This is a genomic window from Desulfovibrio sp. An276, assembly GCF_002159665.1.
Classification (GTDB): Bacteria; Desulfobacterota; Desulfovibrionia; order Desulfovibrionales; family Desulfovibrionaceae; genus Desulfovibrio; species Desulfovibrio faecigallinarum.
Genome location: NZ_NFJC01000023.1, coordinates 23587 through 46505 on the forward strand (window position 1 = coordinate 23587; position 22919 = coordinate 46505).

Consider the following 22919-nt stretch of genomic DNA (forward strand, 5'->3'; position numbering starts at 1 on the left):
AGGACAGGTCGGCGCACAAAACATCTTAGCCGGCTTTTTTGGGGGAGCTTGGCCTGAAGGGTAAGCTCCCCTTTTTTGCCTTGCCGCTTTTCCATATATATGGACAGTTCCGGCAATGCCATGTATAAGGAAAGAGCCTGTTCCAAGGCCTTTTTCAGGTCTTTTTGCCGGCTTTTTCAAAACGCCATCTGGCCCGTCTCCGCTGAACCGGAATAGACTGCATAGCAAAGGGGCATGCACACTGCATTGCCTGCCAGATATCACAAGCCACGTGTTCCATAATCCGGAGGAAATCATGGTCAAACAAACGTCCGCGCAGACGGAGGCCCCCAAGGGAACTTCGTCGCCTGAGGCCATTAGAAAGCAACTGGTACTGACAGGAGCGGATATTGTTCAGCTCGGGGAAAGTGCCGAACTGCTTGTCGGCGGCAAGAACTACAACACCGCCATCATCAGCGAGATCAAGGAGATCCAGGCTCCGCACTTCAGGGCCATTTCCTCTGTGGCCTTCCATCGTGTTCTGGACGAATGCAAGGTCAACAGCCGTCTTGTCCGCGCTGTTGTGGACCGTGAGTACGGCCGCATCGACTGGAACGATCCTGTTATCAACAGTGACCCCGACTATCTGCAGAAACTGGTCCGTCGCCTGGGCAAGCAGATCCGCGAGACCATAGCCGAGGAGCAGGATCCCGGCTCCACCAAACTGCGCACCTTCATCAACAATGTGGTCGAAGGCTTTGCAACCTCCCCCGAAGGCATTGACCAGCTGCGCAAGCGTTCCGTCATGGTGCAGGCAGCCATCCTCTCCACTCCGCTTCCGCCCGAGGTCGACGCGGCAGTGCGCAGCGCCTACAAGGCCATCTGCGACGCCAACGAGGACGAGATGGTGCCGGTTGCCGTGCGTTCCTCCGCTGCAGGCGAGGACTCCCGCAAGAAGGCCTTCGCCGGCCTGCAGGACACCTATCTCAACATGGTCGGCCCGGACAACGTTGCCGAAGCCTACCACTGGGACTGCGCTTCCGCCTACAACCTGCGCTCCATGACCTACCGCCGCGAAGCCATTTCCGACGCCATTGCCAAGGCCGACGAGCTCGGCGACGAGAGCATTGGCGAGGCCGCAAAGAAGGAATGGGCCATCGAGGGCACATCGCTTTCCGTCTGCATCATGCAGATGATCAATCCCGTTGTCTCCGGTACGGCCTTTGCTGCGGACACAGCCACGGGCTGCCGCGGCACGGATCGCAAGGATCTTGTCTCCATCGACGCAAGCTATGGCCTCGGCGAGGCAGTCGTGGGCGGCAAGGTGACCCCGGACAAGCTGTACGTGTTTACCAGGGATGACGGCCAGGAAGTCATCATCCGCCAGATGGGCTGCAAGGACATGCGCATTGTCTACGACGAGCGCGGCGGCACCCGCGAGGAAGAGGTTCCGGAACTGGAATCCCTGCGCTGGGCCCTGTCCCTGTCCCAGGCCTCCACTGTTGCACGCGGCGTGCGCGCAGTGAGCAAGGCCTACGGCGGCATCATCATGGACACGGAGTTCTGCATCGACGCCAAGGACAAGCTGTGGTTCGTGCAGGCCCGTCCGGAAACCCGCTGGAACGACGAGCTCGAAAAGCACCCCAACACCATCTTCATGCACCGCCGCGAGGTGGATGAGAAGGCCGCAGCCGAGGCCGAGGTCCTGCTCGAGGGCAACGGTGCCTCCCGCGGCGCAGGCCATGGCACTGTCCGCTTCCTGCGTTCCGCCCTTGAGCTTAACAAGGTCAACAAGGGCGACGTCCTGGCAGCAGAGCGCACGGACCCCGATATGGTACCCGGCATGCGCATTGCCACGGCCATCATGGCCGATGTGGGCGGCGACACCTCCCACGCAGCCATCACCTCCCGCGAACTGGGCATCCCGGCTGTCATCGGCATTCAGCGCATTGACTCCATCCGTTCCCTGGACGGCGTGGAAGTGACTGTCGACGGCACCCGCGGCCGCGTTTACAGGGGCCTTCTGCCCCTGCACGAGGTCGGCGGCGAGCTCGACGTGTCGAAACTGCCCGAAACCAAGGCTCGCGTGGGCCTTGTTTTGGCAGACGTCTCCCAGGCACTCTTCCTCTCCCGCCTGCGCAACTTCCCCCGCTTCAAGGTTGGCCTTTTGCGCGCGGAATTCATGCTGGGCAACATCAGCGTCCATCCCCAGGCCCTGGAAGCCTTTGACAACGGCGAGCTCGACAGCATCGTGCAGGTGCACATGAACGAGCTTGAAGGACGTCTGTCCAAGGTTATAGCCAGCCAGATGGAGGCAGGCCTCATTGTCTTCGACTTCAATCTGCGCCAGTACGTGGGCGAGCTCACAGGGCTCACCAGGAAGATGCAGAAGATGGCCGAGGAAGACAGGGGCATGAACGCGGACGAAATCCTGCTTCTGCACCGCAGGATGCGTGAGGTCGACCACAAGCTGGACGAATACCTCGAAAACGCCACCCGCCATCTCACCACCCTCAAGACCTCGCAGGATCTGGCAGAGCACGTGAAGTGCATCATGGGCTACGACGACGAGCTTGCGAAGTGCAATCCCGCGGATCCGGAAGGCTCCAAGCGCATTTCCGAAATCAACGCGGACATTGCCGATCATGTGGCAAGGTGCAAGGACAATCCTGTCATCACCGACCACATTGCCAATATCGCAAAGCTGCGCAACGAGGTCAGCCTGCGCGTGGGTCTCAAGAAGGAAATGGACGAGATGCGCGATCTGCCCAAGACAATCGCGAACATCATCAAGGCCCGCGGCTACCGTTCCGGCAAGGAGCACTACGTGCAAACCCTTGCCCAGAACCTTGCCCTCTTCGCCATGGCCTTCTACGGCAAGAAGATCGTCTACAGAACCACGGACTTCAAGTCGAACGAATACCGCAACCTTGTGGGCGGCAATCTCTTCGAACAGCACGAAGCCAACCCCATGCTGGGCTACCGCGGCGTGTCCCGCAACATTCACGACTGGGAACTCGAAGCCTTCAAGACCGCACGCAGCGTCTTTGGTGCCAGCAACCTGCAGCTCATGCTGCCCTTCGTGCGTACCCTTGAGGAAGCCCGCGCCATGCGTCAGTACCTCGCCAATGTCCACGATATGGTGAGCGGCAAGGACGGCCTCAAGATCATCATGATGTCGGAAATCCCCTCCAACGCCATCATTTCCAAGGAGTTCATCGAGGAGTTCGACGGCTTCTCCATCGGCTCAAACGACATGACCCAGATGGTGCTGGCAACGGACCGCGACAACGCGCGTCTGCAGCGCATCTACGACGAAGAGGATCCGGCAGTCGTGTGGACCATTCTGGCCAGCATCTTCACGGGCCAGAAGTGGAAGAAGGAAGTGGGCTTCTGCGGCCAGGGCGTGTCCAACAGCGTCATCATCCGTGGCGTTGTGGCCATTGCCGGCATCGCGTCCGCCTCGGTTGTGCCAGACACCTACGCCCAGACAGTGCACGACATCCACGAAGTGGAGCAGGAAAACATTCCTTTGTCGAAGCTTGGCGAATGGCTCTCGAAGCAGCACTACGAACGCCTTGCAAAGCTGCTTGAGGAGAATGGCTACGGTCACATCCTGAAGCGCTACAACGCAGCAAGCGATCTGCAGGAATGGTACGATGGCGAGCAGAGCCGCCGCTTCCAGCAGCTGCGCGAGCACCTTGGCTCGGCCAAGGAAGCCTTCTACCGCACGGAACTGGAAAACTTCCGCAACATCTTCCACAAGGCAGTTATCTACGCCACCTGGGATTGGTCGCGCACAGTGGAGGACGCTCTGCACCATGCGGGCTTCGCCACCTTCGAGGAGCAGGCCCAGGCTCTGGAAGAATACCGCAAGCTTGACTTCTAGTTCGGCATACGGCCTCTGAAATATACAAGGGGGGATTTGGCAGACGCTGTCTGCCATATCTCCCCTTTGTCATACGCAAAGCCCCTTTGCAGGCACGCAATGTGACAAAAGCGTTGCGACTTTTGCAAAAGTCTTCGCCCTGTCACGGAATGTCATCCATCTTGTGAAAAAGGGTACATTTTTTCTTTTGCCTTTTGGGCGCATGGGGAGTAGACTTGTGAAAACGCCTGTTTCCGGGACAGCGTGTCTTGAGGCTCTCTTCTTCAGCCAAAAACGCATTCACCCCAAGTCCCACTCTCGTTTGTGAAAGCGCAGGACGCGAAGGGAATACGGAACAGAAAACGTTTTTTCGAAGGCATACAAAGATCGTCACAGGGACCAGGGGTCCCATAATCATACCCGTCATTCTTAATCATCACCATTTGCAGGAGCTTTTTTTATGAAGCCCATTACCAAGGTTGTCATACCGGTCGCTGGCTGGGGAACACGCTCTCTTCCCGCAACCAAGAATATCCCCAAGGAAATGCTTCCCATCTACAACAAGCCCGTCATTCAGTATGTGGTAGAGGAAGCACAGCAGTCCGGCATAGACGACGTCGTTCTTGTCACCAACAGGGACAAGAGCGTTATCGAGGATCATTTCGACCACAACCTGCAGCTCGAAGGCTATCTGCGCCAGAAAAACAAGACCGAACTTCTGAAGGTGGTGGAGGACGTGGCCGAGATGGTCAACGTCATTTCCGTGCGCCAGAAACAGCAAAAGGGTCTGGGCCACGCCATCCTTTGCGCCAGGGACGCCATAGGCAACAATCCCTTCGCGGTCATGGTGGGCGATGACCTCATCTTCAGCGGCATGCCCGGCATTAAGCAGCTCATTGAGGTGGCCATGTCCGAGAACATGCCCGTGGTGGGCGTCATGGAAGTGCCGTGGGAGAACGTGGACCGCTACGGTATCGTGGACGCCGAGAAGGTGGAATCCGGGGTCTACAGGGTCAACAACCTTGTGGAAAAGCCCAGCCGTGACAAGGCTCCCTCAAGGCTCGCCATCGTGGGCCGCTATGTGCTCACTCCGGACATCTTCGATTACATCGAGAAGACCCCTCCCGGAGTCGGCGGCGAAGTGCAGCTCACGGACGCCATGCAGGCTTTGTGCAAGGATCGCGGCATGATGGCCGTGAAGATCCGCGGCAAGCGTTTTGACGCAGGCAACTGGCCGGAATTCTTGAGCGCCAATATCTATTTTGGCCTGCAGGACGAGAACATTCGCTATCCTCTGATCGCAGATCTCAAGGAATTCCTGCAGCTTGAGTAATCTTTGGCTCTTGTGGCAAGACATTTGCAGCGGGAATGTGCAAAAAGGGCTTGTCAAAGCATGACAAATCCTTTACAAGACTTCTCGCAACGGGATGTGGCTCAGTTTGGTTAGAGTGCAGCGTTCGGGACGCTGAGGCCGTGCGTTCAAATCGCACCATCCCGACCATAAGAAAGCAATGGGAGTGTCGTTTTTTGGCACTCCCTTTTTTTTGGTGCGTCTGGCGCAGTACTAGTACTTCGATTTTGAGATTCGTTAACAGCCAAAGGATGCTAAAAATCCAATTTAGATGCTCAGGCAGAGGATCCCTCAAAATAAGTGGCCTCGGTTTGTGTACTATCTCTCTTCGGGAATTTAGGAGATATGGGCAAGGCCATAGATGGCTGCTGTCATGACCCGAGCAGTGGCATACAAAAAGAAGAGCGTGCAGTATCACTGGCACGCAATACAAGGCTCAGGATGGGGAAAAGGCAGAGCCTACCACCCGCCAGCAAGGGTGAGCGTTCTTCCCGGGCGCACAACGCAAGAATGGCGTGCCTTGCGTCCGCATGAGCCGACATCCAAAGGAAAGACCTGCCTGCAGCAGGCGCTGCGGACAGGTCTCTTTGGACTGAAGCCTGTGGAAAATCAGGCAATGGTGTTGATGGGATGGCGGGGGGTGTGGCCCTGGAGCACATCGATAATGTTGTAGGCCGCCTCCATTTCTATGGCCAGGCGGACCTTGTCGACTGCAGACCCCAAGTGGGGCGTGAACAGGGTATTGAGTTCAGGGGCGAGCAGTTCCGGACATATGGCCCTTGGACGATCGGCCAGGGCCCAGTCTTCAAAGGCAAAGACATCGGCAGCGTAGCCGCCAAGCCTTCCCTGATGCAGGGCTTGTGCCACACTCTGCTCATCTACGCAGGATCCGCGTCCCGTGTTGACGAGGAAGGCTCCCGGTTTCATACGGGCAAGGGCACTGCTTCCCACAAGATGCCTGCTCCCGGGAACCAGTGGGGTCAGCACAAGGACAAAATCCGAGGCTGAAAGCACTTCCTCCAGGGAGCACATGTGGACACCAAGCTTCTTGCCCTGCAGGCCAGCCTGTTCGGAGACATCGTGACCAAGAAGCCGTGCTCCCCAACCGCTTAGCCGGCGAGCCACAGCCTGGCCCAGCCTGCCCATGCCAAGGATGCCGATTGTGGACCCGGCAACGCTGGTTCCGAAAAGAACAGGACGCCAGCCCGTAAAGGTGCTGCGTACACGCGTGTTGCCGGCAAGGACATTGCGGCTCAGGCCCAGCATAAGGGCAATAGTCAGCTCTGCCGTCGGTTCGGTGAGCAAATCCGGCACATAGCTGACCCAGACGCCCTGTCTTGTAGCTGCCTCGATGTCGTAGTTGTCGTACCCCTTGAGGGCTGCAGCGATGATCCGCAGTCTGGGGGCAGCGGCCAGTAGGGCCTGATCAACACAGTCCGGCATGAAGAGCATGGCTGCATCGGCCGTGGCCAGACGGGTGCGCAATGCTTCAGGGGTAAGACTTTCATCAGTCTGATTGAGATCAAGCTCGCAATAGTTCTCTAGGAGGGACACAACCTCCTGATGAATCCTGCAGCTGACAAGACAACGTGCTTTTTTCTTCATACCATTTTCCTGCGAATCCAGGACCCCAGGCCGTCGACTAGGGTTACCATGACCAGAATGACGAGCAGAATGGCCGAGACTTCCTGATACTGCATGATACGCAGCGAAGCCATGAGCTCGAAACCAATGCCACCTGCGCCCACCATGCCCATGACTGTGGACGCACGAAAGTTGTATTCCCAGCGGTAGATGATAGTGTCAATGATCTGGGGCAAAACTTGGGGCAGGATGCCGTAGAGAACCACTTGGGCACTGCTGCTGCCTGTCGCGCGTATGGCTTCCACAGGCTTGGGATCACAGTGTTCCACAGCTTCTGCAAAGAATTTGCCCACCATGCCTATGGAATGCAGTCCCAAGGCAAGCACGCCGGGTAGGGCGCCGAAGCCCACCGCAGCCACGAAGATGATGCCCATGATGAGCTCGGGGATGGAGCGCAAAAAATTGAGGAGGCTTCTGGCCACGGTATAGATGGCCCTGTTGGGGGCAACATTGCTTGCTGCCAGAAGACCGATTGGCAGGGACAGGATAAAGGCGAGAAAGGTTCCTGCCACACTCATGCACAACGTATCCAGAATCGGCGCAAGCCACTTGCGAAAATTGGAAAAGTCCGGGGGCATCATTTCGAAAGCCAGGCCTGCAAGGGCAGGTCCGCCTTCAATGAGCCGCTTGATATCAAGGAGACCCGTGTACGCACTGCAAACAAGTATGACCAATCCCAGAACGGCGATGCGTCCCAGGGAGGTCAGATAGCTGTTGCGTACATTCAGTTCCACTTCGTTCAGACGGAAATCAGTCATCAATATGCTACGCCACTTTCTGCATGCAAAAAGGAGGCGTATCCTCCGTATCTTGCTTCAAATGAAATGAACGGGGGGTGGAAACCTGCTGCTTCCACCCTCCGCGTCGTCCGGCTCGTCCGGTTTTTTCGGGTCTTCCAGACGGCTTCCTGCAGCTTCTGCTCCTCGGGACCGGACATTGAACCAGTTCCCGGCTCAGAAGAGACACTGCGGTTATACTGCCTACATCTTGCTGAGGTTGAGATCGAGAATCTTGGCAAGTTCACGCACCACGTCGTAGTCCTTGTCCGTGATGGTGACAAAGCCGTCGGCCTTGAAGGGCTTGAGCACGGTGGGATCCTTCATGTCCAGGAAGGCCTTGACAATCTTGGCCTTCAGTTCGGGAGCAAGGGAGGAGCGGATGGTCCAAGGATATTCGGGGAATTCCTTGGATGCAGTGAGAATCTTCACCTTGTCTTTCTTCACGATGCCGCGTTCAACCAAGGTATTGAAGATGGGTTCGGAAAGACCGCCGGCCTGGGCATTGTTGTTCTGCACATTCATGGCCACGGCATCATGGCTGCCAACGAAATGTTCCTGGTAGTCCGTGCCAGCCTTCAGACCGGCATCAAGAAGGATGGACTTGGGGATGAGGTGGGAGGAAGTGGAGGCCGTGTCGCCGAAGGCAACGTGCTTGCCCTTGATGTCGGCAAGCTTTTCAATGCCGCTGGAGGCATTGGCAATCACAACAGAGCGATAGGTGGCCTTGCCCTTTTTCTGCATGGCAGCAAAGGGTTCGATGTCACACTTGGATTTGGCCAGCACATAGGACAGGGGACCAAAGTAACCAAGATCAAGACGTCCGTGCCTCATGGCTTCGATCATGGACGAGTAGTCCGTGGTCACCACAAGCTCGACCTTTTTGCCCAGCTGCTTTTCCAGATAGTTTTTCAGAGGTTCGTTGTCCTTGATGACAACGCTGGGGCTTTCGTCTGGGAGCAGAGCCACCATCAGCTTGTCGGGATTGCCTTCGGTGGCCTGTGCGGAGAGAGGAAAGGCAGTCATGCCGCTGCCCAGGCAGAGACCGAGCAGGGCACAGGCAAATTGGCGACGATTCATTGGTCAATACTCCTTATGTGTTAGGCGGCAATGGCATTGCTGCCATTACTGTCTGTGGTGGGCGTGGAAAATTCCTGCTGACGGGTTTCTTCCGTGGCATAGAGACGGTGTTCTGTGTCTTCGTCCAGCTCTTCGGGGCGTCCGTCGAAAACAATCCGGCCGTCGCTCAGGGCAATGATTCGGTCTGCAAAATGGCGGGCCAGCTCAACCTGGTGTAGACTGACCACGGTGCAGATGCCATCGGCCCGGCAGATATCGTGTAGAAGCTGCACCACTTCATGGGCACGCTGAGGATCCAGACTTGCCACGGGTTCATCGGCAAGCATGATTTTGGGTTCCTGCATCAGTGCCCTGGCAATGCCAACGCGCTGCTGCTGGCCGCCGGAGAGACAGCTGGCCTGGCTCAGGGCGTAGTCCTCAAGCCCGACCCTGGCCAGACACTTGTAGGCCTGACGCACTTCCTCCTTGCTCGGGGGAAGCAGGCCGTACAGGAGGGAATGATAGCCAATGCGGCCATTCAGCGTGTTGCGCAGGGCGGTCTGCCGCAAAATGAGCTGATGCTGCTGAAAAATGAAACCGGTCATGCGTCGCAGGGCTCTGAGTTTCTCGGGCATGTCTATGCGTCCTATGCCCTCAACGCTGATAGTGCCGCTGGATATGGGGGAAAGCATGTTGATAGAGCGCAAGAGAGTGGATTTCCCCGCCCCGGATGCTCCCAGCAGCACAGTGAAACTGCCCGGTTCAAGGCGCAGGCTCACGGCGTGCAGGGCAATCTTGTCGCCATAGCGTTTGCTGACATTAAAAAGTTCAATCATTGCAACCTCCTGAAACTGAAGGGTGAAATTAGAAACAAAGTGTGTCAGAAACATGACTGGAGAAAGACAAAACAATGCCAAGAGAAAGTTCTGGGCAGCCTCCATGCCTGTGTCAGCCTTGAGCACTACAAGAATATGGTAGCTCCGATGTGTCCTTCCGTGTAGATCTGAATTTGCTCAACTTTTAGGTTATATCCCCGCTCTGAAGGACTGGGCTTTACGGCGCATTTTGGTAAAGGAGATCAGTTTTCATGTCGTTTAACAAAATCCGCGGAATTTCCCACGCGTGAGCGTGGGGACGGATAGCGGGACGAATGTCAATTCGGCCGCATTTGGCCTCTGATATGCTGTTTATCACTGGACCTTATTCACGCATCTTCCGGGCAAACTCACATGTTCTGCAGCTTTCGCCCGAGATGAGCATGGGCGTATAGTTGCAACCGGTCCAGCGATGCTGTTGTAGCTGTTGCGTCACCCAAGACCGTCGTCCCCATTCTCCGGCATCTTGTTGCTTGTCACAATTTTGTAGGGTGCTGATATCAACACAAAAAGCAGTTGTCTTTGCAACGGGGAGAACGGGATGCCCCCCAGTTCATCAAGCAGTTCTGAGGTGTGCGCGGGTGGCGAAACCGCGGATGAGGTCGTTTTCTATTGCGACAGAAGGTCTCGAGGTCGCCTTGTGCGAACACGACGGCCTCCCCTTTCCCGAAGACAGTTTTTTCCTGTCCATTTCCGCAACGGACGCGGATTAGGCTTCTGAACTGTCTTTTTCGTATTCCTTTTTGATTTTTTGGTGCGCAGCTATCCTTGCGCGCAAAACAAAAGTCGGCAACATCCCCTTTGTGCGGGATATCGCCGACTTTTTGCGTTGTTGGAATAGTGTCTGGACTGTCAGCTGCGTCTAGTATATCGTTCTTAAAGTTCGTTTACTAGTCAAAAACTCCCTATAGGGAAGGGAAAATTGGATTTTTAGCATCATTTGGCTGTTAACGAATCTCAAAATCGAAGTACTAACCCACGAGCACGAAGTTCACGGCAAAGAGTATGGCTATGATCCAGGTACAGACATTCACCTCGCGCCCTTTACCCGTGAGCAGCTTGACTAAGGGGTAGGAGACAAAGGCAAAGCCTATGCCGTTGGCTATGCTGTAGGTGAAGGGCATCATGACAATAGTCAGAAAGGCCGGAAAGCCTTCGGTGAGATCGGAGAAATTGATGTGTACCACGTCCGCCATCATGAGGGAGCCCACGATGATGAGTGCAGGGGCAGTGGCACAGGCAGGGATGAGGCCAATCAGGGGCGCAAAGAGGAGGGAGAGGGCAAAGAGCGCAGCCACAGTGACGGCAGTAAGGCCGGTTCTGCCGCCCTGGGAGATGCCGGAGGCGCTTTCCACGTAGCAGGCAATGGTGGACGTTCCCACAAGGGAGCTTGCCACTGTGCCCAGGGAGTCCGCGGTAAGGGCCTTGCCGAGGTTGTCGATGTGCCCGTCCTCGCGCATGAAGCCTGCCTTTTTCGAAAGGCCGATGAGCGTTCCCATGTTGTCGAAAAGGGAGACAATGGTGAAGGTGACCACAACTGAGAGCACGCTGTAGTGCATGGCTCCGATGATGTCGAGGCCCATGAAGACCTCTCCCATGCTTGGCAGATCAAGGCTCGCGAAGCTGTGCAGCCCCTTGGGCAGGGGTGCGACACCGGTAATCATGGCAAGGGCCGTGGTGGCAAGCACGCCCAGGATCATGGCGCCCTGCACGCCGCGTATCATGAGGGACACAGTGAGCAAGAGCCCGAAGCAGCAAAGAAGCGGTTCGGGGTTCGAGAGGCTTCCCAGGGTGACCAGGGTGTTTGGGTGGTCGACCACAATGCCGCCGTTTTTGAGGCCAATGAGGGCAATGAAGGTGCCTATGCCTACGACGATGGCGAGCTTCAGGTTGAGGGGGATGGAGTCTATGAGCTTTTCGCGCAGCCTTGTGATGGTGAGCAAAAGGAAGATGACGCCAGAGAGAAAGACTGTGCCAAGGGCCACGCTCCAGTGCAGGCCAAGCGTCTTGCACACGTAGTAGGTGAAAAAGACGTTGACGCCCATGGCAGGCGCCATGGCAACGGGAAAGTTCACCCACAGCCCCATGAGCAGGGTGCCGAAGATGGAGGCGTAGACGGTCGCGGCAATGGCTGCCTCCATGGGAATGCCGGCCTCGGCCAGGACAGAGGGGTTCACGAAGATGACATAGGCCATGGTCATGAAGGTGGTCAGGCCTGCCAGAAGTTCGGTTTTGACAGTGCTTCCCCTCTCGCGGATGTGGAACACGCGCTCCAGAATGTTGTTGTCTTGCGTCATGTATGCTCTCTCTGGCGTTGTGCATGGGAGAAAGATTTCTCCCTGTTGTTGTTTTTTGGGGACTCGGGAAAAGGCTTGTTTTTATAGTTTTTTTCAGACATGAGAAAGATTTCTCCCTGTTGTTTTTTGGGGACCCTTGTGGGGTGTCAGGATCCGGCAGGTACCGGCTCTTGTCCAAGATCAAATTCCAGTTGCCTGTCCAAAGGCTCGCGGGCCACATGGCCCTCGTGGACAAAGCTTGCGTCCACACAAGCCATCTTCGCGTAGAAGGCCTGGCTTTCCACTGCAGGGTGCGAGGAGATGTAGAGCTTGCGTGCGCCATGCCTTCTTGCCCAGTCAGCAGCCCTTTGGAAAAGCAAAGTCCCCATGCCCCTGCCCCGCACATCCGCTGACACGTGGATCGAGGAGAGATCAAGGTATTCCCCGTCCAGGCCGAAAGGATCCGGCTCTACGGAGGCAAAACCCTTGAGCTTCCCGCCCAGGAAGGCTCCGAGGACAAGACCGCCAGTGCGGACAGTGTTTTGCAGGCATTTGATGCCAAAGGCAAACTGTTCCTCTGTCCAGTCGTCGATGAAGGGATCCTCGACAACCTGCCATTTGCCGTCGATGAGGCGCAGGCAGTTGTGTACCTCCTGGCGGCGGATGAAGGGTGCAAAAAGCTCGCGCACGATTTCGCTTTCGGAAAATTCGCGAAAAACAGGCTGCATCCTGTCCGCGGCCCGGGATGCAGACAGGGATTGAGCAGATGAAGTGCTTTCCTGTCCCTGGGCATTTCCGGCATTTTCAGCCGGTTCTGGCTTTGGAGCCTTGCCCTCGGGGCGCAGATCAAGCGCACATCCTGCAACTGCCTTGAGCGTTCTTGTTCCGGAAGAAGTCCTTATGACAACGTCCGTGACGGGCAAAAAGCGCCGTATGGCCTCCATGCGGCTTACAACCCAGGGGTGAAGCCCGCCTGTCTCGCGCCTGTTGCGCCGATTGTTGACCCTTGGCGCCCGGGCTCTGGTTGCACGCTTGCTTCGTGCGCGGTGGAAAAACATCTCGGAGCTGTACACCTCGTACATGTTTGTCCTTGCCACAAAGGTTGCGCGCTCCTCGTTCGCAAAAAACTCAAGCGTTATCGGGTAGATGCGTGCGAAGGCCTCCCCTGTGTGCTGAATGGTGAAGGGGTTCTTCTTCCTGACAAAGGCCTCCCCCTTTCTCAAGAGGATGCGCGCGACGGAAGGATTGCAGGGCATGAGCGGCATGCCCTCCTGGTCCAGGACAAAGACATATGCTTTTGGCTGCATGAGACATCTTTCTTTTCGGACAGGCCCTGGCAGGGGGCAGCGAGAGAAGCGCGCCCCCCGATATCCATTAGCCCCTGTGGCCGTAGTTGCTGTCTATCCAGTCAAGGTAAGCGCCCGAGCGCACGTTTTCGATCCACTCCTCGTTGGCAAGATACCAGCGCACGGTGTCCGCCAGCCCTGTGTCAAAGCTGTGGGCAGGCTTCCAGCCAAGCTCGCGCTCAATCTTCGAGCAATCTATGGCGTAGCGGAAGTCGTGCCCAGGCCTGTCCTCCACAAAGGTTATCTGATCTGCGTAGCGTGTGGGCGAGGGGACCTCGTCCTGCAGGATGGCACAAATGGTTTTGACTACCTCGAGATTGGTGCGCTCGGAGTGGCCGCCAATGTTGTAGCTTTCACCCACAAGGCCTTTTTCGAGGACAAGGGCAATGGCAGAGCAGTGGTCTTCCACGTGCAGCCAGTCACGGATGTTGCTGCCGGTGCCGTAGACAGGAAGGGCATTGCCGTCCAGGGCGTTCAAAATCATGAGGGGGATGAGCTTTTCCGGGAACTGGCGCGGGCCGTAGTTGTTGGAGCAGTTGGTGATGAGGATGGGAAGCTTGTAGGTTTCGTGGAAGGCGCGGACCAGGTGATCGCTGGCTGCCTTGGAGGCGGAGTAGGGGCTGTTGGGGCTGTAGGGTGTTGTCTCGCAAAAGGCCGGATCCCCGGGCTTCAGGGCACCAAAGACCTCGTCCGTGGAGACATGGAGGAAGCGGAAGGAGGAGCGTGCGGGTTCGTCTAGGTTCTGCCACCAGTTCTTGACAACACGCAAAAGGGTGGAGGTGCCAAGGACGTTGGTGCGCACAAAGGCCTCGGGATCGATGATGGAGCGATCCACATGGCTTTCGGCTGCAAAGTTCACCACTGCGTCCGGCTTGTATTGGGAAAGAAGCAGGCCAACCAGTTCCGCGTTGCCTATGTCGCCCTGTACAAGAATGTGGTCTGGATCGTTGACGAGACTTGCAAGGTTATCCGGATTACCGGCATAGGTGAGCTTGTCCAGATTGATGACGCGCTCGCCGCGAGCCCTTGCCTGCAGGACAAAGCAGGAGCCTATGAAGCCCGCTCCGCCTGTAACGAGAAGTGTTTTTGCCATTGATATTCCTTGGGAAGTCGGGAGGACAGTGTCGTTCCCTGGTTTGTGAAGCGTGAGTTGCGCCTGGCCGGGACGCTGCCCCTTGGGGAAGATGCAGGAGTGGCAGTTCTTGGGGGCAGATGCAGAAAGCGGCGGGATATTGGCTTGTGCGCAACAGCAAGATTATTACTGAATTGCGTGGGCAAGCGTGTCGGAGATCCAGTAGTTGATGCTTACTCCTGCGTCGGCAGCCTTCTTTGCGATTTGTTGATGCAAAGCCGGTGATATTCTGAGATTGAAGCGTCCAGAGAAAGGTTTTTCAGGTTCCTTGCCTACCTCTGCACAAAGCTCAAGATAGTCCTCCACGGAATCCGCCAATGCCTGTTTCAGTTCATCAATCGAACGCCCCTGAAAAGTTACAACATCATTTAGATGCAGAATTTCCCCATGAAAGATATCTGCTTCGGAATCGTAGTCAAAACGGCCCTGATAGCCCTTGTAAGTAAGTGTATTCATGGAATGAGTCCTATATTGGTAAAAAAACGCCTTACTGATTTGACTGCACCCTTGTCAGTAGTCGGCTGAGGGTGGGGACGATGGAACACGGCTACCTGTTTTCCCCAGATCAGCCATACTCGTGAACCTCTCCCCTCTTTGATGATTCCACCATAGCCTTTGAACAAGCTTTCTATGTCGAACCAGGAGATGGTAGAACTGACTGGATCGGCAAAGATGGCTTCCAAGGTTTTTCGTTGTTTGTTGTTCATGGCATATAGTACTATGTTGTAGTATCAAGTCAAGTCTAAAGAGGATTTGGGCAACAGGCAGAAAAAGGGCAAAAAAAAGACACAGAAAGAAGCCTTCCTGTGCCTTTTTTGTGTCTTTGGGGCTCGATCTGTTTTGCCCGAAGACAGGTCTCTGTTTTTCTAGCCAGCCCTGCCAGTGCTCACGCGAGCATCGCGCAGGGTGTTGAGCTCTCCACACATGAGATCCCGTATCATTTTTGCAAAGGTTGCTGCTGCAGCGTCCAGGGATCCGGAATTGTCGATGCGCAAGGGGGCAGGCATGCCCGAAACCTCGGGCAGGGGCATGGAGGCCCTTGCAAGCCGCTCTTCAAGCGCAGCTCCGTTCTCGCGGCCGCGCCCTTCAAGGCGCGTGCGCAGAACGTCCAGTTTCACGTCTACGAGTACAGGGACGAGGGTGGGGTAGCAGGAAAAGGCCCTGCCAAGGGCCTCGCGCGAGCCGTTGACCACAAGGGTTATGCCGTTTGCAAGGGCAAGTCCTGCGCTTGCCGGAATGCCGTAGAAAAGGCCGTGGCTGTGCCAGGCAAGCGAAAAGGCTCCGTCTTCCTCAAGATGAGCAAAGCGTTCCTCGCTCACAGGGATGTGCCACTCACCCCTTGCTGCGGGCCTTGTGATGTAGCGGCGCACAAAGGCTACCGGAGCGCCTTGCAAAAGCGTTTTTGTGGCCGAAAGAAGACTGTCCTTGCCTGCCCCGGAGGGGCCCATGACGTAGATGAGAGAAGCTTGCATCAGAACACCTGCCTTCCCTCGCGCCACACGCTGCGCACGAGGGGTACGTCGTCCACAAGGCGCAGCACAGCGAGATCTGCCCTCAGGCCCTCTGCAATGCGGCCCCTGTCCTTCAGCCCCACTGCGTCTGCCGGGCGGCTTGTCACAAGCTGCATGGCCTCGGGCAGGGTCATGGTGCCGTGCTTTGCCAGGGTGAAGACTGCGCCAATGAGGCTGATGGGTACGTAGTCCGAGGACAGGGCGCCAAGGTAGCCCTGCTTTGCCACCTCTTCGGCACCCACGTTGCCGGAGTGGGAGCCACCGCGCACGATGTTGGGTGCGCCCATGAGCACTGTCATGCCGCTTTCGGCAGCGTAGCGCGCGGCCTCTTCGGTGGTGGGGAATTCGCAGATGCTCACACCGTTGGCAAGGGCCTCGTTCACGTGTTCGAGCAGGGTGTCGTCGTGGCTTGCCATGGGCAGCTTTCTCTGGTGGCAGAAGGCCACAACACTTGCCGCATTGCCGTCTGCGCAGGCGTCACGCCTTGCCTGCAGCTCATCCACCATGCGGCTGAATTCCTCGTCCGTCCAGGAGACGATCTGGCTGTAGTAGGTGCGGTAGCTTTCGGTGTTGCGCCACTGGCGCTGGCCCGGGGTGTGGTCCATGAGGGAGACCAGGTGCAGGGCAGGCTCGTCCGTTAAGGGGAAGAAAAGATCCTGCATCCTTGGGTCCGCCACCTCGCAGCGCAGGTGCAGAAGGTGATCCGCGCGCAAGGCGCCTGTTTCGCGGCAGGCGTGCAGGGCCTGCACTGCCTCGCCCAGCATGGCTATGCGCCCCTTGTCGTGGTATTCGCCAACCGAGAGTGCGTCAAAGACCGTGGTGATGCCGGAAGAGACTATCTGGGCGTCGTGGGCGAAGAAGGCGGACTCGGGCTCCGGCCAGAGCACCTTGGGCCTTGGCAAGAGATGCTTTTCCAGATTGTCCGTGTGCAGCTCCACAAGGCCAGGCACAAGGTAGCCGCCCTCGCAGTCGTACACCTGGGTGCCCCGAGGGGCAGGCCCTTCGGCTATTTCCGCAATCTTGCCGTCGCGGACAACTACGTGGCCGTCCATAATCTCGTATTCGAGAACAATGCGGCAATTGCCAAAAACAAGTTCGTTCATGAAATATTCCTTGTCTTACGCAGACTTGAGCTCTGCGTCGTGGCGCTCGTTGATATGCACAAGGCTTGTGGCCACCTTTTCGCGCGTATCGTCGTCGTGGAAGATGCCAACCACAGCGCAGCCGTTTGCGCAGGCCTCCCTGATGAGCTCGACCACAACCTTGCGGTTTTTGGCGTCCAGGGAGGCAGTGGGCTCGTCCAGAAGCAGGATGGGTGTGGGCCGTATGAAGCCGCGGGCAATGTTCACGCGCTGCTGTTCGCCGCCGGAGAAGGTGGCGGGTGCCAGGTTCCAGAGCCTCTGGGGGAGGTTCAGGCGGGCAAGGAGGGTTGCCGCGCGCTCATAGGCCGTCTTTTGGCGAACGCCTGCGTTGAGGAGGGGTTCGGCGACTATGTCCATGGTGCTGACCCTGGGGATGACGCGCAAAAACTGGCTCACGTAGCTGATGCAGGTGCGGCGCAGCATGCTCACTGTGCGCGGGTCTGCACTTGCTATGTCCACCTCTCCCTGAGGGCAGTGGACTATGATGCTGCCGGAAGTGGGCAGATAGTTTCCGTAGAGGGCCTTGAGCAGGGTGGACTTGCCAGCGCCCGAGGGGCCGAAAAGGGCCACGCATTCTCCTGCCCTGACGGAAAAGTTGATGGAATCAAGGGCGTCTATGCGGGTGCCGCCCTGCTGGTGCAGGACAAAGTGCTTGCACAGATCCCTGACTTCTATGACTGTCCGAGACATGGGAAATTCCTTGCTGCTTCAAATCAGCCCTGGAGTATGGAGGAGACCAGAAGCTGGGTGTAGGCGTGGTGCGGGTCGTCGAGAACCTGATCCGTAAGGCCCTGTTCCACTACATGGCCGTGGTACATGACCATGAGCCTGTGGGAGAGGAGGCGGGCAACGGCAAGATCGTGGGTGACCAGGATGACGGCCAGATCCATATCGCGCACAAGCCTGCGGATGAGGTCCAGAAGGCGCGCCTGCACGGAAACGTCGAGGCCGCCTGTGGGCTCGTCCATGAAGACAAGGCGCGGGCTTGTGACAAGGTTCCTTGCTATCTGCAGGCGCTGCTGCATGCCGCCGGAGTAGCTGGCTGGTGCGTCGTCCACGCGCGTTCTTGGAAGTTCCACCTTGTCGAGCCACTCAAGGGCTGTCTCGCGCAAGCGGCCGTAGTGGCGCTCGCCCCTGGCCATGAGGCGCTCGCCTATGTTTGCGCCAGCGCTCACGCGCATGCGAAGGCCGTCCCTGGGATTCTGGTGCACGTAGCCAAGCTCTGTGCGCAAGAGTCTCCTGCGCTCGCCCTCGCTCAAGGCATGCAGGTCGATTTCCCTGTATTGTGTGCCTTCTTCTGTGTCGAAAGCGTTATCGTTGGCGCCAGTTTGCGTGAGCTTTTCGTTACCTTCGCGTGACAGGGCAGGGTCTGTACTTCTGTAGACAACCTGGCCGAAGGTTGGGGTGAGGCGCCCGGAGAGCATGTTCAGAAGGGTGGACTTTCCGGAGCCGGATTCGCCCACAATGCCCAGGACCTCGCCGGGCCACAGATCCAGGGAAATGTCCTGGCAGCCTACGTGCTCCCCGTAGAGTTTGGTCAGGGAGCGGGCGCTCAGAAGGGGGGTAGAGGTATTCATCACTTGGCCTCGCTTTTCTCCGTATCCTTCGTCCTTGCTTCCTCTGCCTGCCTTTTTGCCAGGGTGGCCTGGCAGGAGTCGCTGTCCGAGCAGACAAACATGCGCGTGCCCTGATCGTCCAGGACAACCTCGTCGAGGTAGCTTGTGCGCGACCCGCAGATGGCGCAGGGCTCGTCCCAGTGCTGGACAGTGAAGGGGTAGTCCTCGAAGTCCAGGCTCTTCACGTTTGTGTAGGGCGGGATGGCGTAGAGGCGCTTTTCCCTGCCTGCGCCAAAGAGCTGCAGGGCCGGGCACTGATGCATCTTGGGGTTGTCGAAGCGGGGAATGGGCGAGGGCGAGGTGATGTAGCGGTCTGCCACGCGCACGGGATAGTCGAAGCTCATGGCAATCGTTCCGTGGCGCATGATGTCCTCGTAGATCTTCACGTTCATGAGCCCGTATTCTTCCAGGGCGTGGAGCATGCGGGTCTCCTGCTCGCTTGGCTCAAGCCAGCGCAAGGGTTCCGGCAGGGGCACCTGGTAGACCAGGATCTGGTCTTCCCTCAAGGGTTCTTCCGGGATGCGGTGCCTTGTCTGGATGAGGGTGGCCTCTGAGGTGTGGGTGGTTGTCGCAACCCCCGTTGTCCTTTTGAAGAAGGAGCGGATGGAGACGGCATTGGTGGTCTCGTCCGAGCCCTGGTCAATGACCTTCAGCACATCCTCCTTTCCTATGAGGCTTGCCGTGACCTGTATGCCGCCCGTACCCCAGCCGCAGGGCATGGGCATTTCCCTGCCCGCGAAGGGCACCTGGTAGCCGGGGATGGCTACGGCCTTCAAAAGGCCTCGGCGTATCATGCGCTTGCTGCTCTCGTCCAGGTAGGCAAAGTTGTAGCCTGCAAGCGGAGCCTGTGCTTCGTTATCTTTGCCTTTGTTTTCGGCCTTTTGTGTATCCTGCTGCAAGATCATGCCTGTTCTCCGCTTGTCTGTGCTTCGTCTTCGCTCTTCCTGCTGCGGTTTTTGCGCAGTTCGCGGATGAGGGAGAGCTCTGCCTGGAAGTCCACGTAGTGGGGGAGCTTGATGTGCTGCACAAAGCCCGAGGCGTCCACGTTGTCGCCGTGCAGAAGCACAAATTCCGGATTCTGGGCAGGGCCTGTTTCTTCCTCTTCCATCTCCTTTGCCCTGAGAGCGCGGTCCACTATGGACATGGAGAGGGACTTGCGTTCGTTGTTGCCAAAGACAAGGCCGTAGCCCTGGGTGAAGCAGGGCTCAAGCGCTGTGCCGGTGTATCTGCTGATGGTCACGCATTCCGTGACCTCGATTTCGCCAATGACCAGGGGGAAGTCCAGCTCCTCGGGGATGATGGTGCACTCGACATACCCCCTGCGCAGCTCCGAGGTGAAGGGGTGCACTGCGCCAAAGCCGCGCTGTGTGGAGTAGGCCATGCCGAGCAAAAAGCCCTCGTCTGCCCTTGCCAGCATCTGCAAACGCAAGGGGCGGTCTTGGGGCCTGTCGCAGGGAAGCTCCAGGGGGTCGCGGGTGATGTCGGGGATTTGGGAAAGCTTCCTTGCATCCTCTTCTTTCCTGATTGAGGACCAGGAGCGTTCGAGCAGGCCTTCCTGCTCAAGGGCGTGCGCAGCCCTGGGCGTGCGGGCAGGATGGGGAATGCTTCCCTCAAAGGCAGCGATGTCCTCATTGTCCCTTGTGTCCTCTTTGGCGAGGGTCGGGGCGGTCTTTTCCAGGGATCGGTCAAGGAGCCTGTGGGTGTAGTCAAAGGTGGATCCCAGGACCTGGCCGCCTGGCAGATCCTTCCAGGTGGCGGAGATGCGCCTTTCCTGGCGCATGCAGTCGGTTTCCAGGGGCAGGCTTGCGGCAAAGCGGGGAAGCGTTGTGCGGTAGGCACGCAAAAGGAAGATGGCTTCCTGCAGATCGCCTGCGGCCTGCTTGATGGCAAGGGCTGCGAGCCTTGGGCAGTAGAGGCTGGCCTCGGCCATGACCCTGTCTACTGCGAGTTTGAGCTGATGGCCTATCTGATCAAGGCCGATTTCCGGGATGAAGGCCGGGCCCCTGCGCTCTTCGTGCAAAAGCGCGTGGGCTGCTGCTATGGCCTTTTCTCCGCCCTTCACGGCAACATACATGGTATCCTCTCTCGGGTTTTTCGTCTTGGCTAGTATCGCCTGGGATAGTGAGACTCGCTTTGTCCAACGTCAGGACCTTTGCAGGAAAAGCCTTGTTGTGCGCGGCAATCCTGCCACAAGGCCCTGGCCGCAGAAGATGACATCAACGCCCTGTGGAAAGCGGCCGTTGTTGTCCTGCCACTCTTCAAGGAAGGTTTTTGTGGGCACAAAGGGCAGGGGTACGGTATCCCTGATGCCCGGGCCCTTGGCCAGGATGTCCGGGCAGCCGGAAAAAGTGGCGTCGCACACAACGAGAGTCGCGGACCTGTCCGGATAGGCAGGGGTGCCCTGCCTGAGGCTTGCGAGGGCTGGCGCACTCTCAAGGCTCCGCACAAGGACAAAGTCTGCCTCGCAAGGAGCTTCGGCAAAGTTCATGCCTGTCTGAAAGCGAAGCCAGCCTGCGACATCATCGTTGTTCAAGCCTTCGCCAAGATGGACTGCGCTTGTCTGATCGCACAGGGTCAGGGCAATGGAGGCCAGTTCCCAGGGCAACGGCAGGTGTGCGCCTGAAAGGTCTTCCGGGAGCTTTTGCGGCTGGCAGGGGCGAGCCAGGGCCTGCAAGAGGGCGCGAAAACAGTGCTGGCACAGGGCAACAGTGTCCCTGGCCGGAGAGAAGGGTGTTTGCATGGCAGTGAAAAGCGTAACCTTGAATGTTGGTGAAAGGGACGAGCGGCAGGCCCTAGTCCTTGTCCTCGCCGCGGACCATGGTGAAGAAGTCGACCTTTGTGGCAGCGCTTCTTGTTCTGTCGCGCTCGTATCTTGCGGACAGGTTCTTTGCAAGATGTGGCAAGAGATCGTTTTCGAGCAAGGGGGCAAGGCCTTCGTCCTGCCACAGGGCATCGCAAACGGCCATCATTTCTGCATGGCGCGGGCTCTCGCCAAGAACATAGCCGCAGCCGGCTATGTGGTCCTTGCCTGAAGTCAGGTTCACGCAGCAGCGCGTAACCAGTGCCTCTCCCACGTTGAAGGCCTGTCCCTGGCCGCCTATGCGGCCGCGAACCATGACAAGGCCGCATTCGGGTCCGCGGGTCAGCGTCCAGCAGGGCAGGACACCCTTCTTGTCAAGGCCATCCAGAAAGGCCTCGAGGCTGGATTCCTCGGCAAGGCTCAGAAGACGCAGGCGTTCGGCCCTGGCTGCGTTCCCATGGTTTCTCGTCTCTGTTTCGTTTATGGCCTTTGTTTCTTCTGTGGCATTGGTGCCGTATGCTTCGGATTGCATTGCGAAAATCTCGGAAATTGTTTTTACAGAACAGGACATGCCAGGAGTCCCGTTAATGGGTATTGACATGCCATAACGGTTTTTATAAAAAGAGGCATCCCCTTGCTGGAAACCCTTGAGGTCCAGGTGGTCCTCAAGGTCAGGCGGAGATGTGATAGCTCACGCCCTGGCCATGGGTTGCCGTGCAAAGATAGGGGGAAACGTCCAGGCGCTTTGCGAGCGGCAGGCGGACCAGTTCCACAAAGGGGCTTTTGCGGTCTTCCTGGCGGCAAAGACTTATGGCGTCAATGCGCAACGTTCGACCAATGAAGGGCGCGAACAGGGATTTGAGCGCAACTTTCACGCGGCCAAGCTCCTCTTCGGGCAGGCAATTGGTCAGGGTTATATGGAATCTGAACCTTTCGAATACAAGGTGGTAGCCAAAGGTGCGCAGATAGTGTTCTTCAAGCGCGTCCAGGGCTCCCCGCCTTGCAATATCTTCCTCGCTTGTGGGGGCGCGCATGGACTCGAAGGAAAGAACGCAGTCGCGCTCAAGCGCCTGCATCTTCTGCTCCGCCAGGCCAGCAGGTCTGACCCTTTTGGGGGTCAGGGCCAGAAAATGGCCCTTGCCGTTGCGGGAGGCAAGCTCCTCAAGCTCAAGGGGGCTTGTGGCAAAGGGCGTGTGTCTTGCCGCAAGCTTCGAGCACGCGGATGTCAGAATTTTTGTGATTTCCTGCCTGGAAAGCCCTGCGAGGTCCTTTGCCAGCGTGAAGGGGGCCTTCAGGGTGGCGTGCAGCCCGTAGTGGGCTGGCTCGCTCACCATGGAGCGCCAGGTATCAAGGTCAAAGCCCTCCGGGGGCTCGGGCTCGAAATAGCTTGCCGAGCGAATGGAGCGGCCAAAGAGCCTGCTTGCGCGGCTGAAGAGCAGGGAATCGGAAGAGGGGGTGTAGTACAGTGTGTAGCGTTCTGACATGCGGATATTTCCCTGTGTGCGTGGCAATGGTCGAGGGGAAGGGCGCGCCCGTGAGGGGCG

The 22919-nt window shown here is 57.6% G+C and carries 20 protein-coding genes and 1 tRNA gene; 3 read left to right on the forward strand and 18 right to left on the reverse strand.

Features of this window, described 5'->3' with window-relative positions:
* Positions 1-295: 295 nt before the first annotated feature.
* The 3 genes from B5F76_RS09865 to B5F76_RS09875 all read left to right on the forward strand — a co-directional run bounded on the left by B5F76_RS09865 (position 296) and on the right by B5F76_RS09875 (position 5348).
* Positions 296-3868 carry a PEP/pyruvate-binding domain-containing protein gene (locus B5F76_RS09865; RefSeq protein WP_087353933.1) on the forward strand — a complete coding sequence of 1191 codons (3573 nt, stop codon included), beginning with the start codon at positions 296-298 and terminating at the stop codon, positions 3866-3868.
* Positions 3869-4307: 439 nt separating this feature from the next.
* Positions 4308-5180 carry a UTP--glucose-1-phosphate uridylyltransferase GalU gene (gene galU, locus B5F76_RS09870; protein ID WP_087353936.1) on the forward strand — a complete coding sequence of 291 codons (873 nt, stop codon included), beginning with the start codon at positions 4308-4310 and terminating at the stop codon, positions 5178-5180.
* Between the two features lie 90 nt (positions 5181-5270).
* Positions 5271-5348 (forward strand) — tRNA-Pro (locus B5F76_RS09875).
* 459 nt (positions 5349-5807) lie between these two features.
* Here B5F76_RS09875 and B5F76_RS09880 read toward each other — a convergent pair.
* The 18 genes from B5F76_RS09880 to B5F76_RS09965 form a co-directional block, all read right to left on the reverse strand.
* Complete coding sequence (locus tag B5F76_RS09880; protein ID WP_087353939.1) at positions 5808-6803, reverse strand: NAD(P)-dependent oxidoreductase; 996 nt, start codon at positions 6801-6803, stop codon at positions 5808-5810.
* Positions 6800-7600 carry a phosphonate ABC transporter, permease protein PhnE gene (gene phnE, locus B5F76_RS09885; RefSeq protein ID WP_087353941.1) on the reverse strand — a complete coding sequence of 267 codons (801 nt, stop codon included), beginning with the start codon at positions 7598-7600 and terminating at the stop codon, positions 6800-6802. Before phnE ends, B5F76_RS09880 begins: the two co-directional genes overlap by 4 nt.
* A gap of 222 nt (positions 7601-7822) precedes the next feature.
* Entirely contained in the window at positions 7823-8698 is an 876-nt protein-coding gene (gene phnD / locus B5F76_RS09890) for a phosphate/phosphite/phosphonate ABC transporter substrate-binding protein (RefSeq protein WP_087353945.1), read from the reverse strand.
* A 20-nt stretch (positions 8699-8718) separates the two neighbouring features.
* Positions 8719-9513, reverse strand: a complete 795-nt coding sequence (phnC, locus tag B5F76_RS09895; protein ID WP_087354008.1) for a phosphonate ABC transporter ATP-binding protein — start codon at positions 9511-9513, stop codon at positions 8719-8721.
* A gap of 1010 nt (positions 9514-10523) precedes the next feature.
* Positions 10524-11849 (reverse strand): NCS2 family permease, encoded by a 1326-nt coding sequence (locus B5F76_RS09900; RefSeq protein ID WP_087353948.1) that lies wholly within the window; start codon positions 11847-11849, stop codon positions 10524-10526.
* Positions 11850-11995: 146 nt separating this feature from the next.
* Positions 11996-13135, reverse strand: coding sequence for a GNAT family N-acetyltransferase (locus B5F76_RS09905; protein WP_087353951.1), 1140 nt, complete (start codon positions 13133-13135; stop codon positions 11996-11998).
* A gap of 67 nt (positions 13136-13202) precedes the next feature.
* A complete protein-coding gene (gene rfbB, locus B5F76_RS09910) occupies positions 13203-14267 on the reverse strand; it encodes a dTDP-glucose 4,6-dehydratase (protein WP_087353953.1) in 1065 nt (354 codons plus the stop codon).
* A 165-nt stretch (positions 14268-14432) separates the two neighbouring features.
* A complete protein-coding gene (locus tag B5F76_RS09915) occupies positions 14433-14762 on the reverse strand; it encodes a type II toxin-antitoxin system HicB family antitoxin (RefSeq protein ID WP_087353956.1) in 330 nt (109 codons plus the stop codon).
* On the reverse strand, positions 14759-15013 hold the full coding sequence (locus B5F76_RS09920) for a type II toxin-antitoxin system HicA family toxin (protein WP_087353959.1): 255 nt from the start codon (positions 15011-15013) through the stop codon (positions 14759-14761). The genes B5F76_RS09915 and B5F76_RS09920 overlap by 4 nt, the downstream gene beginning before the upstream one ends.
* A 159-nt stretch (positions 15014-15172) precedes the next feature.
* Positions 15173-15778 carry a phosphonate metabolism protein/1,5-bisphosphokinase (PRPP-forming) PhnN gene (phnN, locus tag B5F76_RS09925; protein WP_239407019.1) on the reverse strand — a complete coding sequence of 202 codons (606 nt, stop codon included), beginning with the start codon at positions 15776-15778 and terminating at the stop codon, positions 15173-15175.
* Complete coding sequence (locus B5F76_RS09930; RefSeq protein WP_087353962.1) at positions 15778-16920, reverse strand: alpha-D-ribose 1-methylphosphonate 5-triphosphate diphosphatase; 1143 nt, start codon at positions 16918-16920, stop codon at positions 15778-15780. The genes phnN and B5F76_RS09930 overlap by 1 nt, the downstream gene beginning before the upstream one ends.
* Positions 16921-16935: 15 nt before the next feature.
* Complete coding sequence (gene phnL / locus B5F76_RS09935; RefSeq protein ID WP_087353966.1) at positions 16936-17649, reverse strand: phosphonate C-P lyase system protein PhnL; 714 nt, start codon at positions 17647-17649, stop codon at positions 16936-16938.
* A gap of 23 nt (positions 17650-17672) precedes the next feature.
* Positions 17673-18536 (reverse strand): phosphonate C-P lyase system protein PhnK, encoded by an 864-nt coding sequence (locus B5F76_RS09940; RefSeq protein WP_087353968.1) that lies wholly within the window; start codon positions 18534-18536, stop codon positions 17673-17675.
* On the reverse strand, positions 18536-19480 hold the full coding sequence (locus tag B5F76_RS09945; RefSeq protein WP_087353971.1) for an alpha-D-ribose 1-methylphosphonate 5-phosphate C-P-lyase PhnJ: 945 nt from the start codon (positions 19478-19480) through the stop codon (positions 18536-18538). The genes B5F76_RS09940 and B5F76_RS09945 overlap by 1 nt, the downstream gene beginning before the upstream one ends.
* Complete coding sequence (locus B5F76_RS09950; protein WP_087353974.1) at positions 19477-20649, reverse strand: carbon-phosphorus lyase complex subunit PhnI; 1173 nt, start codon at positions 20647-20649, stop codon at positions 19477-19479. Before B5F76_RS09950 ends, B5F76_RS09945 begins: the two co-directional genes overlap by 4 nt.
* 69 nt (positions 20650-20718) lie before the next feature.
* On the reverse strand, positions 20719-21315 hold the full coding sequence (gene phnH / locus B5F76_RS09955) for a phosphonate C-P lyase system protein PhnH (RefSeq protein WP_087353978.1): 597 nt from the start codon (positions 21313-21315) through the stop codon (positions 20719-20721).
* A gap of 52 nt (positions 21316-21367) precedes the next feature.
* Entirely contained in the window at positions 21368-21907 is a 540-nt protein-coding gene (gene phnG / locus B5F76_RS09960; protein WP_087354013.1) for a phosphonate C-P lyase system protein PhnG, read from the reverse strand.
* A 139-nt stretch (positions 21908-22046) separates the two neighbouring features.
* Complete coding sequence (locus B5F76_RS09965; protein WP_087353981.1) at positions 22047-22859, reverse strand: DUF1045 domain-containing protein; 813 nt, start codon at positions 22857-22859, stop codon at positions 22047-22049.
* Positions 22860-22919 lie beyond the last annotated feature (60 nt).